The following is a 14,754-nucleotide window of genomic DNA, read 5'->3' as shown; positions in this document are numbered from 1 at the left end:
TGTCTTTAAACCCTTTTTAGTCTTTATAAAAGGGATTTTAGTTTGGGTTTTTGCATCTTAAAAAGCTAAGATTGATTATAAAAAGAAACTTTTGAGTGTAACCAACAGAACCAATACCATTGAGTGGGCGTTTGGAAAATTCATCTAGGGGTTTTAAGGGGGTTGTTTGCAAGAAATAGAGAGTTTGCATCAAAGCGTTTTGTTGCAAGAAGTTTTGCAAGCGTTCACGCCTTTAGAAGAAGGGGTTTTGATTGATTGCACTTTAGGGTTAGGGGGGCATTCTAAAGCTCTTCTATCCCAAAAACCACACCTAAAACTCATTGGCATTGATAAAGATAAGTTCGCTCAAGAAATCGCTAAAGAACGATTGAAAGCCTTTGAAGGGCGTTATAATCTCTTAAGTGGAGGGTTTGCCAAACGCTTTAAAGAAGCCCTAGAAATTCATGGCGATCGAATCAAGGGGGTTTTAGTGGATTTAGGGGTGAGCTCCTTGCAACTTGATGATGATGACAGAGGGTTTAATTTCCACTCGCACGCTTTGGATATGCGCATGGATTTAGAGAGCGATTTGAACGCTCAAAAAGTCATCAATTCTTATCCTGTAATAGCGTTAGAAAAAATCTTTAGAGACTATGGAGAAATCAAAGAATACAAAAAAATCGCCCATAAAATTGCAGAAAGGCGTGCTAAAAAACCCTTCAAAGACGCTAAGGATTTGAGCGATTTTTTAAGCTCTTTTTCTAAAAATAAAAAAATCCATCCAGCGACACTAGTGTTTCAAGCCGTTCGCATAGAAGTCAATAGCGAATTAGAAGAGTTAAAAGAATTTTTACAATGCGCTAGAAACCTTAAGGGAGCGATTTTGTGCGTGATTTCTTTTCATTCTTTAGAAGATGGGTTAGTGAAAAACGCTTTCAAAGATTACGCTAAAAATTGCATTTGCGATCCTTCAAGTTTCAAATGCACTTGCTCTAACAATCACGCTTTAGGTGCAATTTTAACCAAAAAGCCCATCACTCCAAGCCCAGAAGAAATTAAAAACAATAGGCGTTCACGAAGCGCTAAAATGAGAGTGTTTCAATTCAAGCCATGAGTAAGCCATGAATATAAAAAACAATGCTTCAAATGAAAAAGAACGCTTTGTGCGCATAGAAGAGGACGAAAAAAAGGAATTATTCGCTGGAACTGCAAATGAAAATTCGCATGGCCTTTCTTTAATGGCTTTAATAGGGGTATTGGTTTTTGGGGGTGCGTTTCTAGCCTTATTAGCGCCTAAAATCTATTTAAGCAATAATATTTATTATATTAGCCGTAAAATCAACACCCTAGAAGATCAAAAACGCCTGCTTTTAGAAGAACAACAAATCCTAAAAAACGAATTAGAAAAAGAGCGTTTTAAATACTATATAGAGAATAGTGAAAACATTGGCGATATTGCGTTTTAAATAAAACCCCCTATCCTTAAGAGAGCTTAATTAATAGTCAATCATTTTAAATTATTTTAACATAAAGACTTATTTTAAAATTTTGTTTCAATACGAAATTTTAATCCCTTGTAAAAGCTTTAAATTGTGAAAAACAAGCAAACAACCCCCTTAAATTGTATAATAAAAACACTTTAATCCAACAAAGGATAACCATGAGAAAACGCTTCACTCCACTTTTGTTATTCAGGAAATAATACAGATGAAAAAAACGATTTCAGCGTTGTTTTTATCAGCGTGCATAGGGTTATCGTCTGTTTATGCAGATAACGCTTTGATTTTACAAACGGATTTTAGCCTAAAAGATGGGGCTGTCTCGGCGATGAAAGGCGTCGCTTTCAGCGTTGATTCCAATCTTAAAATCTTTGATTTAACGCACGAAATCCCTCCGTATAACATCTGGGAGGGTGCTTACCGCTTGTATCAGACCGCTAGTTATTGGCCAAAAGGTTCGGTATTTGTGAGCGTGATTGATCCGGGCGTAGGCACTAAGCGTAAATCGGTGGTATTGAAAACTAAAAACGGCCAGTATTTCGTCTCGCCGGATAACGGCACGCTGACTTTGGTGGCGCAAACTTTGGGGATTGATAGCGTGCGTGAAATTGACGAAAAAGCTAACCGCTTGAAAGGTTCTGAAAAATCCTATACTTTCCATGGTCGTGATGTGTATGCTTACACTGGGGCGCGTTTGGCTTCTGGGGCGATCACATTCGAGCAAGTTGGGCCAGAGCTTCCCCCAAAAGTCGTTGAAATTCCTTACCAAAAAGCGAAAGCCACAAAAGGGGAAGTGAAAGGCAATATCCCGATTTTGGATATTCAATATGGCAATGTTTGGAGCAACATCAGCGATAAATTACTCGATCAAGCAAAAATCAAACTCAATGACACGCTGTGTGTAACGATTTCTAAAGGTTCCAAGAAACAATACGAAGGGAAAATGCCGTATGTTGCGAGCTTTGGCGATGTGCCAGAGGGCCAGCCATTGGTCTATTTAAACAGCTTGTTGAACGTTTCCGTGGCGCTGAATAGGGATAATTTTGCGCAAAAATATCAAATTAAATCCGGTGCTGATTGGAATATTGATATAAAGAAGTGCGCTAAGTAAAGTGCTGTTTAGAAAAATTAAGGGGAGTTAGAGATTTTTAACTATCAAACTTTCATTAACACAGCCCAATTAACGCTAAATAAACCCTAAAACAAATGCTTGTTTTTAGAATTTTGTTTCAATACGAAACACTAATCCCTTGTAAAAGCTTTAAATTTCAAAAAAATAAACAAACCATTCCCTTAAATTGTATAATGAAAACACTATAAGCTAACAAAGGATAACCATGAAAAAACTATTCATCCCACTTTTATTGTTCAGCGCTTTAGAAGCTAATGAGAAAAATGGCTTTTTCATAGAAGCCGGGTTTGAAACCGGGCTATTAGAAGGAACTCAAACGCAAGAAAAAAGACACACCACGACTCAAACGACCACAAAAACCACCACGAACAATTACAATTATTTACCACTAAACTCCATTTTACAAAGAGCAACTAATCTGTTTAAGGATGCGGATATATCCAAATTATCGTTTTCCTCTTTAAGCCCTGTTAGGGCGAGTTTAGATTTGAGTGGTCGTTTAACTATAGAAAACTTTTTGCCTTATAATTTAAATAATGTTAAGCTTAGTTTTACAGACGCTCAAGGCAATGTGATCGATTTAGGCGTGATAGAGACTATCCCTAAGCAATCTAAAATCGTTTTATCTTACCAACAATTCAATGAAACCAAACAGGTTTTTGATAATATTATGGAGGAGCAGAAGAAGTACTATGAAAAAGAAGCTGAACGCAGGAAAAATAAAACAACTAGCAGTGTTAGTGAAACCAAGCGTGAGCCTAGCTTCACTTTCCCCACTTTCGAAGTCTTGAGCACGCCACATTCTGATCCTAACACGCAAAGGGTGTTTGAAACGCTCAGTAAAATCAACACCAATTTGGTCATGAAATACAGCGATACAAATAATTTTGAAAGCGCCAAAGATAAGACGGAAAAATTCACCGCTAAAACCGCCGAAGAATTCACTAATTTAATGTTGAACATGATCGCTGTCTTAGATTCTCAATCTTGGGGTGATGCGATTTTAAACGCTCCTTTTGAATTCACTAATAAAGGCGGAGAGGAATGCGATACTAGCAAAGAGAATGAATGCGTAAATCCCGGGACAAACGGGCGTGTCAAATCTAATGTCGATAAAAAATATGTGCTAGACAAGCAAAGCATCGTCAATAATTTCAGAGGCAAAACGGATCTTGATGTGAGTCTTTTGAATGGAGCTGGGGTTGATGGGCTAGGTTCTAATACTACTCCCACAAATAATGATGATGGCAAGAATTACGGTCAATTAGCCGTAGTCGCTTCGGCTCTAAACCCCCAAAAACTCTTTGGCAACAACCTTAAGACCATCAATTTAGAGGATTTAAGAACCATCTTGCATGAATTCAGCCACACCAAAGGCTACACCCATAACGGGAACATGACCTATCAAAGAGTGCCGGTAACGAAAGATGGTCAAGTGGAAAAGGATAGTAATGGCAAGCCAAAAGATTCTGATGGCCTCCCTTATAATGTGTGTTCGCTTTATGGAAAATCCAATCAGCCCGCTTTCCCTAGCAACTACCCTAATTCCATCTACCACAATTGCGCGGATGTCCCGGCTGGCTTTTTAGGGGTAACAGCAGCGGTTTGGCAGCAGCTCATCAATCAAAACGCTTTACCCATCAATTTCGCTAATCTCAATAGCCAAACAAACTACAACCTGAACGCTAGTTTGAACACGCAAGATATGGCTAATTCTGTGATTGGCACCATTCAAAAAACCCTGACGACCACTTCCACGACAACAACGACTTCTTATCACCATTCAAAGAGTTCGCAACGCTTCAGATCCCCTTTATTGGGCGTTAACGCTAAAATAGGCTATCAAAACTACTTTAATGATTTCATAGGGTTGGCTTATTATGGCATTATCAAATACAACTATTCTAAAGCCCTTAATCAAAAATTCCAGCAATTGAGCTATGGTGGGGGGATAGATTTATTGTTGGATTTCATCACCACTTACTCCAATAAAAATAACCCTACAGGCATCCAAACCAAAAGGAATTTTTCTTCATCTTTTGGTATCTTTGGGGGGTTAAGGGGCTTGTATAACAGCTATTATGCGCTCAATAAAGTCAAAGGAAGCGGCAATTTAGATGTGGCTACCGGGTTGAACTACCGCTATAAGCATTCTAAATATTCTGTAGGGATTAGCATTCCTTTAATCCAAAGAAAAGCTAGCGTTGTTTCTAGCGGTGGCGATTATACGAACTCTTTTGTTTTCAATGAAGGGGCTAGCCATTTTAAGGTGTTTTTTAATTACGGGTGGGTGTTTTGAGCGTGAAATGAATTAGATAGAAATAATGTTTTTTTAAATAAAAGCCTTATTTTTGTCTTTTTTTCGTATAATAAAATTTAGGTTAGTATTGATAGTGGTGCGTTAAGGTTTTTCAATCTTGTGCGATCCAATCAATGTTTCTTAATAAGATCATAGCTTTAATATTCAAAATAGTATAAAAAGGAAAGTTATGTATGCGGCTCATCCTATTAAACCCCTAAAAGCCCCTAAACTCAAAACTAAATTTTTGAGGCGTGTGTTTGTGGGTGCGTCTATTAGGCGTTGGAATGACCAAGCATGCCCTTTGGAATTTGTGGAATTAGACAAGCAAGCCCATAAAGCGATGATTGCGTATTTGCTCGCTAAAGATTTAAAAGACAGGGGTAATGACTTAGATTTGGATCTTTTAATCAAGTTCTTTTGCTTTGAATTTTTGGAGCGCTTGGTTTTAACCGATATTAAACCCCCTATTTTTTACGCCCTCCAACAAACGCACAGCCAAGAATTAGCCTCCTATGTCGCGCAAAGTTTGCAAGATGAAATCAGCGCGTATTTTTCTTTAGAGGAATTAAAAGAGTATTTAAGCCACAGGCCCCAAATTTTAGAAACTCAAATTTTAGAGAGCGCGCATTTTTATGCGTCCAAATGGGAGTTTGATATTATCTATCATTTTAACCCCAACATGTATGGCGTGAAAGAAATTAAAGAAAAAATTGATAAGCAACTCCACAATAACGATCATTTGTTTGAAGGGCTTTTTGGGGAAAAAGAAGATTTGAAAAAATTGGTGAGCATGTTTGGGCAGTTGCGTTTCCAAAAGCGCTGGAGCCAGACCCCAAGAGTGCCGCAAACCAGCGTTTTAGGGCATACCTTATGCGTGGCGATTATGGGGTATTTATTGAGTTTTGACTTAAAAGCTTGTAAAAGCATGCGAATCAATCATTTTTTGGGCGGGCTTTTCCATGATTTGCCCGAGATTTTAACCCGAGACATTATCACGCCTATCAAACAAAGCGTTGCAGGGCTTGATCATTGCATTAAAGAAATTGAAAAAAAGGAAATGCAAAACAAAGTCTATTCCTTTGTGTCTTTGGGCGTTCAAGAAGATTTGAAATATTTCACCGAAAACGAGTTTAAAAACCGCTACAAAGACAAGTCTCATCAAATCGTTTTCACTAAAGACGCTGAAGAATTGTTCACGCTTTATAACAGCGATGAATATCTTGGGGTTTGTGGGGAGCTTTTGAAAGTGTGCGATCATTTGAGCGCGTTTTTAGAAGCCCAAATCTCTCTTTCTCATGGCATTTCCAGCAACGATTTGATTAAAGGGGCTCAAAACCTTTTAGAATTGCGATCCCAAACGGAATTGCTTGATTTGGATTTAGGGAAATTGTTTAGGGATTTTAAATAATGAACTATAAAGAATTACTAGAATTTAACGATTACGCTATGGATTTAACCATTCGCATGGCTCATCATAGCACTGCTATTGAAAACAATCCTTTGAGCCTTGCTGAAACTATAAGTATTTTAACCACTGAATACATTCCTAGAGAAATGCCCCAAAGAGCTTTCTTTGAAGTGAAAAACTATCAAAACATGCTCCCTTTTCTATTAGAAAACCTAGATAAAGGACAAAGCGTTGATAGCTTTTTTATAAGAGAGTTGCATGGGATTTTAATGAATTTTTTACTCCCTAATAAGGGGGCTTTCAAAACGACTGATAATACCATTTTAGGAGCTAGTTTTGAAACGACCCCCCATTTTCAAGTGCCTATGGCTATAAAAGAATGGTGCGATAATCTCAATTATAAGATGAAAACCTTACAAGATAAAGAAGAAAAATTAAAAGCTATTTTAGAACAACACATTTTGTTTGAAAGGATACACCCTTTTAGCGATGGTAATGGTAGGGTGGGCAGAATGCTAATCTTTTATAGCGTTTTAGAGCAAAACTTAATACCATTTGTGATCACCAAAGAACAAAAAGAGGCTTACATTAAGGCTTTAGACACGCGCAATACAGAAGGCTTATACCAACTCGCCAAAGTATCCCAGGAGTTTGAACTCACACGCATACAAGGGCAAATGATACTCAATAAGAATAAGCCCTAAAATCATGGTTTTCAAGCGCGCATCAAATAGAGCTTTTTCCTTTCGCTTGAAGAAGCGATGTTGAGCAATTGGCGGTATTTAGTGATCGTTCTTCTTACCATTTTCAAATGGAATTTTTCTTCAATGAGTTCTAAAATCTTAGCGTCGCTCAAAGGCTCTTTTTTGTCTTCATTTTTAATCAATTCTAAAAGATAGTCTTTAATCACAGCGTTTGAAGTCTCGCTATTGTCTAAGGCGATGCTAAAGAAATGTTTAATAGGGAAAACCCCCCTTTCGCATGCCAAATATTTATTAGAAATGGCCCTTGAAATCGTGCTTACAGAGTGGTTAAACTCATTGGCTAAATCTAATAGCTTTAAAGGGCGTAATTCCTTACCCTTAAAAAAATCGTATTGATACTCTAAAAGCATCAGACCGATTTTATAAATCGTGGCTTTTCTTAAATTTAACGCATCAATCAAATCTTTGGCCTCTTTTAACTTTTCTTTTAAATAATCGCTATCCTTAAAGCGATTTTCTTCCAAACTGATCGTTGGGTAGCTCTCATCATTCAAACGCACGATGATTTCATCATCCACTTCTAGAATAAAAAGCTCCGGAATGACTTCTATTTCTTTTTCTAAAAACTCAATGGCCGGGGGGTTTTTAAAGGATTTTAAAATCTTTAAAGCCTTTTCATAATAAAAATCTTTAGAAAATTCATGGTGTTTTTCTAAATTTAAAATGATTTTTCGCGTTTCTTCATAAAGCTCGTTATTGTCCAATTCCCTACTCTCTAACTGGAATAAAAAGCTCTCTTTCACATCTTTAGCGCCAATGCCAGCGGGATTAAGGTAACTAAAACGCTTGCGCACTTTTTCATAAACTTCGCTCTCTACCCCTAAAATTCTAGCCCTTTCTTCAATGTTTTCTTCAAAATACCCTTCACTATCCAACCCGCTGATAATATCCATAGCGATTTTTTGAGAGATTTCAGTAGGAAAAAGGGGGGGAATGATTTGAGATTCTAGGGTTTCAAAAAGGCTTTTAGATGCGATTGCAAAATTTTCTAAATGATCGCTGCTCTTTTTAGCGCTAAAACGATCGCTAAAATTTTTAATGCGTTTGTTTTCAATTTTGATTAGGGGGTTATCTAGGGCGTTTTGTTTCAACACTTCTTCTAAATCTTCAAGCTCGCTTTGTAAAATGGGGAGCCACCCTTTTAAGGTAGCGTTTAATTTGTTTTTAGGGCTAAGATTTGCGCGTAAAACCGCCATGTTTATACCTTAAAATTTTCCCCTAAATAATACTTACGCACCAGAGCGTTTTCATAAATTTCATTAGCGTTCCCGCTCGCTAAAAGCGTGCCGCTTTTAATCACATACGCCCTATGGCACACGCTCAAGGTCTCTCGCACATTGTGATCAGTGATCAACACGCCGATGTTTAATCCAATCAAGCTTTCAATGATTTTTTGAATGTCAATCACCGCAATCGGATCCACGCCCGCAAAAGGCTCATCTAATAGCACGAATTTAGGGTTTTTCATTAAAGCCCTAGCGATTTCTACACGCCTTCTTTCTCCCCCACTCAAACTCATGCCCTTGCGCTCTCTTATGGCTTGGATATTAAAAGCGTCCAACAAGCTTTCCATTTTTTCTTCGCTCTCTTTAGAGTTTTTAAAAGTGCTCTCTCCTGCTAGGGCCAGATTCTCTTCCACGCTCAATTCTTTAAAAATGCTAGATTCTTGGGGCAAGTAGCCTATGCCTAAGTTAGAGCGTTTGTGTAAGGGGTATTTAGCTAAATTCACATCGTTTAAATAAACGCTCCCCCCACTAGGCTCTAAAAGCCCGCATATCATATAAAAGGTGGTGGTTTTACCCGCCCCATTAGGCCCTAAAAGCCCCACCACTTCGCCGCTTTTCACTTCTAAAGAAACATCTGAAACGATTTTGGTTTTTTTAATCTGTTTGTTTAAATGCTCTGCTTTTAAAATATCCATCCAAACGACCCTTTAAGCGATCTTTATTGTATAAAAACGGCTAGTTGATTCGGTTTTAATTTCCACAACCTTAATAGCTAAATCGTATTTTTTTAAAATTTTTTCTAATTTTTCATCGCCCCATTCCACAAAATGGATCCCCTTTTCCAACAAGCACTCTAACATGCCAAGCTCCAAGCAAGCCTCTAAATCGCGCATGTAAAAATCATAATGGAACACGCTCTCGCTATAAGCATGCATCAAGCTAAAGGTTGGCGAAGTCGCTTGAATGTCTAAACCCAAGCGTTTCAAGCACGCTTGAACTAAAGTCGTTTTACCGCTCCCCACAACGCCCTTTAAAAGCACCACCCCCTTAAAATCATCTTTTAAAATTGCAGCCGCCACTTTGTCTAACTCGTCTAAATGCGCTCTCATAACAATTCCACGCTTTTGATTTCAAACTCACTCTTAATCTCTTCAATGAGATTAGAATGGTTAGCCATAAATTCTTGCAAGGCTGTAAGGGATTCTTTGGGTTGGGTCTCTTTAATCTCTTTTTCTTTAATCTCTTTTTCTTTAGTTTCAGCCGTCGTTTCGGTGGTTGGTTTGGGTAAGATTTTTTCCCTTAAAGAAGAGATTTTAACCTCTTTAGTTTCTTCTCTAGCGCTTTTATTTTCCAAATGATTTTTTAAAGCGATTTTGATACTTTCACCCTTGCCAAAAACCCCATCAACGATACTTTTCACGATTTTAAATCGTTCTCTTAAAAGCTCCTTATCCTTATCAGTGGCTAAAGACTCCCAAGTCAAGGTTTTAGTCTGGCTGTCAAAATCAATGAAACAGATATTTTTTTCAAACACTGCCCCTAATTCGTAATTGCGCTCATAAACCAATGTTTGAACTTGCTTGAAAAGGTTGTGAAAAATGCGATCTTTAGCTGAAAGCATGGGAGTTTGTGGGGTTTTTGCACTCTCTCTTTTTTCTAGCTTTTCTATTCTTTCTGCTTGTTCTATCCTTTCTGCGCTTTTAAATTCTTGTTTAGAAGCGTTAGCGTTTTGGTTTAAAGGCTGAAAAACGCTTTCTTTACTTTGCTCTAATTCCAAAATCGCATCATCTAGGGCTTTGAGCTTCAAAGCTTCTTTGAATTTCATTTTCAATAACAACAGCACAAAACTGGCATTTGCCCCTTCTTTTAAAAGACTGAGACTACTCATAATGATTTTAAAAAAGCGCTCTATCAAAAGGATAGAATACGAATCAGGGCTTAATAATTTCGCTTTCAAAAAAAGCATCATTTCTTCTAAAACGCTCTCGGTTTCATAATTTTCTAAAATGGCATAACGCTCCTGTAATCGCGCTTCATCTTGGTTGATTAAGCTTTGGAAAAAATCTTCTAAAACGCTCCGATCAATCGCTCCTAACATTTCAGCCACCTTGCTTTCTGTGATAGCGTTATCGCAATAATTGATGGCTTGCTCTAAAAGAGTAATCGTATCCCTCAAGCTCCCTTGCCCGCTGTGAGCGAGTTTTTCTAACGCGCTGCTTTCATAGCTCACTTGTTCTTTTTCTAAAATGGTTTTTAAATGGGAAATAACGGAATTTTCAGGGATTTTTTTAAACCTGAAATGCTGGGTGCGGCTGAGTATGGTAGCGGGCAGTTTCAAAGCGTCCGTTGTCGCTAAAAGGAATTTCACATGGCTAGGAGGCTCTTCTAAAGTCTTTAAAAGCGCGTTAAACGCTTCGGTAGTGAACATATGCACTTCATCAATGATAAAGATTTTATAGCGCCCAAAGCTTGGTTTGTAACGCGTTTGCTCTATGAGGTTACGGACATCATCAATCCCCCTATTAGACGCCCCATCCATTTCTATAATATCTATGTGGTGGTTGTTTAAAGCGCTCTGGCATTGGATGCAAGTATCGCAAGGCACAGCCTTTGGCCCTTCTTCACACATTAAAGCCCTAGCAAAAATCCTAGAAGAGCTGGTTTTGCCTGAACCTCTTAACCCGCTGAATAAATAAGCGTTAGCCAAACGCTGGTTGTCTAGGGCTAAAGAAAGCGTTTTAGCCACGCTCTCTTGACCGACTAGCTCGCTAAAATGTTTGGGGCGGTATTTTAACGCTAAAACTTGCATATTGATTGTAATCCTTAAAACTCATTTAGGAGTATTGTAATGCAAAATGACTTAAAACTAGCCCCTTTTTAGGTTTTGCTCAATAGCGCTAAAAAATCCCTAAATAAAGTAACGCTAAGCGTTCCCATGATAGCGGTTACAAAGAGATTCACGCCCATAAAGATTTTTTGATTGTTTAAAAGTTTAGAGCCATAACGCAACGATAAAGTGCATAACAATAAAAGCCAAGAAAGAGCCGCCGATAAAGTGCCGGCTAAAAAGACAAATTTTTGTGCTAAATCAAAAGACAAAGCGCTCGCGCCAATCAAAAACACCATTTCCAAATACACTTGAGGGTTGAGTAAGGTAACGCCTAAAGTGAATAATAAGGTCTTTTTTAAGGATAGTTTTTTAGGGGTTTGGACTTGCTTCTTTTTAAAGGTTTGAAAAAGGGTTTTTAAAGCTAAAAAAGCGTAAAATCCGGTAAAAACTGCCCCAAATAAATTCAAAAACAAACTCAAATAAAGGTTTTTAGCAAAATAAGCCCCCACGCCAAACACGCCCATGCTCATTAACACAATATCGCACATAAAACACAGAGCGCAAATCAAAAACACATAATTCCTAGCCATGCCTCGCTCTATAATAAACAAGGATTGCGCCCCCACAGCCGCGCACAAAGAAATCGCTAAACCAAAACCTTCTATAAAAACCACAAACATCTTGATTAAATCCTTTCACTCAAAATAAGCCAAAAACTACCAACACCATACAAACCAATCATTCAAAATGGTATTTTAAAATTTTAGGGTTTAAAATGACCTTTATAAATAAAAGTTAAATGACACAATGGCTTGCGCGAAATTTAAAAGCCCCATTTTTACCGATCTTAGTGGCGTTTGAGAATAAATTAAAATTAACATGGTAAAATGCCGAAATTTGCTGTCGTCATGCGGCAAAAATTTGGACAACAAGGAATTGGGAATGAGAAGGAGTTTGGCTTTTTGCCTGTTAGCTTTGCTTGGATTACAGGTTTTAGGCGCTAGGGATTTTTCGCAACTCAAAAACGAAGAACTTTTAAAATTAGCAGGCACTCTGCCTTCTAATGAAGCGATTGATTATCGCATGGAAGTGTCTAAACGCCTTAAAGCTTTAAACGCTGAGGACGCTAAGAAATTCCGCGCGAATTTCAGCCGGATCGCTAGGAAAAATCTTTCCAAAATGAGCGAAGAGGATTTCAAAAAAATGCGTGAAGAAGTGCGTAAAGAATTAGAAGAAAAAACCAAAGGTTTGAGCGATGAAGAAATTAAGGCAAAAGGGCTTAATGTGAGCGTTTGCAGTGGCGATACGAGAAAAGTTTGGTGTAGGGCTGTTAAGAAAAAAGACGAACATTGCTCTCCTAAGTGAGATAAAATTTAATTTAAAAGGATAAAACATGAAAAAAGCGTTGAGAATACTTTCTGTTAGCGCGTTGTTATTTGTGGCTTTAAACGCCAAAGATTTCAGCAAAACAAGCGATGAAGATTTGGCTAAAATGGCTGGCGTTGTCGCTCCGCAGGATATTGTGGATTACACAAAAGAGTTGAAAATGCGCATGAAAAAAATGCCTGAAGACAAGAGAAAGGCGTTCCATAAGCAATTGCATGAATACGCGATCAAAAACACAGACAGCATGACCGTAGCGGATTTTGAAGCCCGCCAAAAAGCCGTTAAAGAAGCGCTTAAAAAAGGCAACATGGAAGACATGGATGATGATTTGGGGTTGAGATCATGCAAGCATGGGAAAATGCACAAACACCATAAACACGGTGGTCATGATAAACATGGCAAAGGGCATGATAAAGAACAAGGCAAAAAAGATCACGATCACAATGATCATGGCGAAGATAAAAAATAAAGCTTAAATTACACCGCTTTCTCTATCAAAGCTTCAAACTCTTCAAGCAGAAATCCTAAACGCTTTTTAGCGTTTGGGGTAGAAGCTTTCAAGTATTGTATAAAATATTATTAGTAATTTTTATTGTTTTTTTAATAAAATATGGTTAAAAATCCTACAAGGAGTAACTAATGCCCTACACTTATAACCAAAACAGCGAAATGTCCATTTTAGCATGCGTATTTAACACCGCAGTCTTTAGTAACAATTCCGCCTTTGATATAACACCCCTTGATTTAGTTGGGGAACAGATGAGCGTGGAAATGGAAGATGAGGTAGTCAAAAGGTTACCAACCGCCATGCAAACCGTAGCAAGCGTGAATATTTTCTTACCAATCACAATTAAAATCCCCATTCTTAAAACAAGCCCAGCGTATAAAACATGGCTTAACGCAAGGATGCAAAATCCTATTTTAGGCGAATGCACTTTAAAAGATGATGCGGGCTATCAATATGTGATAAAACAAGTAACTTTGGATTTCAATGTTATAGATTTAGTAACAAGTGCTGAATTTACCATTAAAGGCAACTTCTACCCCCAACCACGATTTGATTAAAATCCCCATCAAAAAATAAAAACCTAAAAGTGCTTCAGCGTTGCAAACCATTCAAAAGAGTGTTTTAATACTCTTCAAACATTTCTTGGATTTTTGCCTTATCGTTCGTTTTAGTTAGAGCGAGTTGTAAAAGCACCCTGGCTTTTTGGGGGTTTAAATTGTCGCTTGTGATGAAACCATAAGCCTTGTCATCAATCTCGCCTGAAGTAACTCCACCGCTATTTACCCTGCTAGAACGAACAATAACCACCCCCATTTCGCTCGCTTCTTGCATCGCTTTTAAAAACCCAGCGCTCACATTCCCATTACCCACCCCGGCTATCACAATACCTTTTGCATGCGAGTTTAGGCTCGCTTGGAATAGATCAGGGGTCATGCCGACATGCGTGTAAATAATATCCACTTTAGGCAAGGGGGGGTTGAGCTCTAAAATGGAAAATTCGCTTTCTGTGGTGTGTTTTCTCAAAGGCTGCATGTAATAGTGCGTTTTGCCATAATACACGCTCCCTATCGCACCGCTATTTAGGGCTTTAAAGGTGGAAGTGTGGGTGGTGTGCGTTTTGATCACTTCCCTAGCGCTAAAAATATTATCGTCCATCACCACCAACACGCCTTTATTCGCGCTTTTTTCATCGATCGCTACGCTCAGTGCGTTATATAAATTCAAAGCGCCATCCGCGCTCAAAGAAGCAGCATTACGCATCGCTCCCACCAGCACGACCGGTTTTGTGGAATGTAAAACCAAATTTAAAAAATACGCGCTCTCTTCTAAAGTGTCCGTGCCATGCGTGATCACCACGCCTTGAATGCGGCTATTATCTAGCAATTCTTGGGCGCGTTTAGCGAGTTTGAACCATATTTCTTCATTCATGTCTTGTGAGCCGATGTTAGAAATCTGCTCCCCTTGAATGCGAGCGATCTTGTTGAGACTAGGGATAGCCTTAAGAAGCTCTTTGACGCCCAACTCACCACTCTTATAACTACCTAAACTCGCGCTCGCACCACTCCCTGCAATCGTCCCCCCTGTCGCCAGTAAAGCAATGGTGGGTAAATTTTGAGCCATAACCTGCCCCTTCAAACAAAATAAAAGAATCAACAATTTCAAAAATATTCTCATTATGGACCACCTTTTGAAATTAAAAGATTTTATAGTATAGTAAAAC

At 38.3% G+C, this 14,754-nt stretch carries 14 protein-coding genes and 1 pseudogene; 9 read left to right on the top strand and 6 right to left on the bottom strand.

The features are described from left to right. Positions 1-166 precede the first annotated feature (166 nt). The 6 genes from rsmH (at position 167) to QU01_RS02270 (ending at position 7,024) form a co-directional block, all read left to right on the top strand. Complete coding sequence (gene rsmH, locus QU01_RS02295; protein WP_033761635.1) at positions 167-1,093, top strand: 16S rRNA (cytosine(1402)-N(4))-methyltransferase RsmH; 927 nt, start codon at positions 167-169, stop codon at positions 1,091-1,093. A gap of 7 nt (positions 1,094-1,100) precedes the next feature. Then, on the top strand, positions 1,101-1,445 hold the full coding sequence (locus QU01_RS02290; RefSeq protein WP_033761637.1) for a hypothetical protein: 345 nt from the start codon (positions 1,101-1,103) through the stop codon (positions 1,443-1,445). Positions 1,446-1,686: 241 nt separating this feature from the next. Continuing rightward, entirely contained in the window at positions 1,687-2,589 is a 903-nt protein-coding gene (locus QU01_RS02285) for an SAM hydrolase/SAM-dependent halogenase family protein (RefSeq protein ID WP_033761639.1), read from the top strand. Between the two features lie 226 nt (positions 2,590-2,815). Beyond that, positions 2,816-4,909, top strand: a complete 2,094-nt coding sequence (locus QU01_RS02280) for a porin family protein (protein WP_033761640.1) — start codon at positions 2,816-2,818, stop codon at positions 4,907-4,909. Positions 4,910-5,099: 190 nt separating this feature from the next. After that, positions 5,100-6,320, top strand: a complete 1,221-nt coding sequence (locus QU01_RS02275; protein WP_033761641.1) for an HD domain-containing protein — start codon at positions 5,100-5,102, stop codon at positions 6,318-6,320. Beyond that, the gene (locus tag QU01_RS02270; protein WP_033761642.1) at positions 6,320-7,024 is read left to right on the top strand and encodes a Fic family protein; all 705 of its coding nucleotides are present in this window, start codon (positions 6,320-6,322) and stop codon (positions 7,022-7,024) included. Before QU01_RS02275 ends, QU01_RS02270 begins: the two co-directional genes overlap by 1 nt. An 11-nt stretch (positions 7,025-7,035) precedes the next feature. Here the strand turns inward: QU01_RS02270 and QU01_RS02265 are convergent, their stop codons facing one another. The 5 genes from QU01_RS02265 to QU01_RS02245 all read right to left on the bottom strand — a co-directional run bounded on the left by QU01_RS02265 (position 7,036) and on the right by QU01_RS02245 (position 11,820). After that, a complete protein-coding gene (locus QU01_RS02265; protein WP_033761645.1) occupies positions 7,036-8,280 on the bottom strand; it encodes an RNA polymerase factor sigma-54 in 1,245 nt (414 codons plus the stop codon). Positions 8,281-8,282: 2 nt separating this feature from the next. Beyond that, positions 8,283-9,005 (bottom strand): LPS export ABC transporter ATP-binding protein, encoded by a 723-nt coding sequence (lptB, locus tag QU01_RS02260; RefSeq protein WP_000353241.1) that lies wholly within the window; start codon positions 9,003-9,005, stop codon positions 8,283-8,285. 12 nt (positions 9,006-9,017) lie between these two features. After that, a complete protein-coding gene (tsaE, locus tag QU01_RS02255; protein WP_001201278.1) occupies positions 9,018-9,419 on the bottom strand; it encodes a tRNA (adenosine(37)-N6)-threonylcarbamoyltransferase complex ATPase subunit type 1 TsaE in 402 nt (133 codons plus the stop codon). Then, a complete protein-coding gene (locus tag QU01_RS02250) occupies positions 9,416-11,119 on the bottom strand; it encodes a DNA polymerase III subunit gamma/tau (protein WP_033761647.1) in 1,704 nt (567 codons plus the stop codon). Before QU01_RS02250 ends, tsaE begins: the two co-directional genes overlap by 4 nt. 68 nt (positions 11,120-11,187) lie before the next feature. Beyond that, positions 11,188-11,820, bottom strand: a complete 633-nt coding sequence (locus QU01_RS02245; RefSeq protein ID WP_033761648.1) for a LysE family transporter — start codon at positions 11,818-11,820, stop codon at positions 11,188-11,190. 262 nt (positions 11,821-12,082) lie between these two features. Between QU01_RS02245 and QU01_RS02240 the strand changes: the two genes are divergently transcribed. The 3 genes and pseudogenes from QU01_RS02240 (at position 12,083) to QU01_RS02230 (ending at position 13,610) form a co-directional block, all read left to right on the top strand. Next, positions 12,083-12,505: a DUF1104 domain-containing protein gene (locus QU01_RS02240; protein ID WP_001254636.1), complete on the top strand. Its 423-nt coding sequence runs from the start codon at positions 12,083-12,085 to the stop codon at positions 12,503-12,505. A gap of 28 nt (positions 12,506-12,533) precedes the next feature. Next, positions 12,534-12,995 carry a sialic acid-binding protein gene (locus tag QU01_RS02235; RefSeq protein ID WP_033761650.1) on the top strand — a complete coding sequence of 154 codons (462 nt, stop codon included), beginning with the start codon at positions 12,534-12,536 and terminating at the stop codon, positions 12,993-12,995. A 170-nt stretch (positions 12,996-13,165) separates the two neighbouring features. After that, positions 13,166-13,610 (top strand): annotated as a pseudogene (locus tag QU01_RS02230) (hypothetical protein). A 45-nt stretch (positions 13,611-13,655) separates the two neighbouring features. Here the strand turns inward: QU01_RS02230 and QU01_RS02225 are convergent. After that, positions 13,656-14,708, bottom strand: a complete 1,053-nt coding sequence (locus tag QU01_RS02225) for a type II asparaginase (RefSeq protein WP_033761652.1) — start codon at positions 14,706-14,708, stop codon at positions 13,656-13,658. Positions 14,709-14,754 lie beyond the last annotated feature (46 nt).

This window comes from Helicobacter pylori SA221C, assembly GCF_000476855.1.
Taxonomy (GTDB): Bacteria; Campylobacterota; Campylobacteria; order Campylobacterales; family Helicobacteraceae; genus Helicobacter; species Helicobacter pylori_DK.
Note: the sequence above shows the minus strand (reverse complement) of the source record. Positions and strands in the feature narration are given on the sequence as shown.

Excerpts from the sequence above, each read along its gene's own strand:
- QU01_RS02290 (WP_033761637.1), top strand. The coding sequence starts at position 1,101 with ATGAATATAAAAAACAATGCTTCAAATGAAAAAGAACGCTTTGTGCGC.
- QU01_RS02285 (WP_033761639.1), top strand. The coding sequence starts at position 1,687 with ATGAAAAAAACGATTTCAGCGTTGTTTTTATCAGCGTGCATAGGGTTA.
- QU01_RS02280 (WP_033761640.1), top strand. The coding sequence starts at position 2,816 with ATGAAAAAACTATTCATCCCACTTTTATTGTTCAGCGCTTTAGAAGCT.
- QU01_RS02275 (WP_033761641.1), top strand. The coding sequence starts at position 5,100 with ATGTATGCGGCTCATCCTATTAAACCCCTAAAAGCCCCTAAACTCAAA.
- QU01_RS02270 (WP_033761642.1), top strand. The coding sequence starts at position 6,320 with ATGAACTATAAAGAATTACTAGAATTTAACGATTACGCTATGGATTTA.
- QU01_RS02265 (WP_033761645.1), bottom strand. The coding sequence starts at position 8,280 with ATGGCGGTTTTACGCGCAAATCTTAGCCCTAAAAACAAATTAAACGCT.
- lptB (WP_000353241.1), bottom strand. The coding sequence starts at position 9,005 with ATGGATATTTTAAAAGCAGAGCATTTAAACAAACAGATTAAAAAAACC.
- tsaE (WP_001201278.1), bottom strand. The coding sequence starts at position 9,419 with ATGAGAGCGCATTTAGACGAGTTAGACAAAGTGGCGGCTGCAATTTTA.
- QU01_RS02250 (WP_033761647.1), bottom strand. The coding sequence starts at position 11,119 with ATGCAAGTTTTAGCGTTAAAATACCGCCCCAAACATTTTAGCGAGCTA.
- QU01_RS02245 (WP_033761648.1), bottom strand. The coding sequence starts at position 11,820 with ATGTTTGTGGTTTTTATAGAAGGTTTTGGTTTAGCGATTTCTTTGTGC.
- QU01_RS02240 (WP_001254636.1), top strand. The coding sequence starts at position 12,083 with ATGAGAAGGAGTTTGGCTTTTTGCCTGTTAGCTTTGCTTGGATTACAG.
- QU01_RS02235 (WP_033761650.1), top strand. The coding sequence starts at position 12,534 with ATGAAAAAAGCGTTGAGAATACTTTCTGTTAGCGCGTTGTTATTTGTG.
- QU01_RS02225 (WP_033761652.1), bottom strand. The coding sequence starts at position 14,708 with ATGAGAATATTTTTGAAATTGTTGATTCTTTTATTTTGTTTGAAGGGG.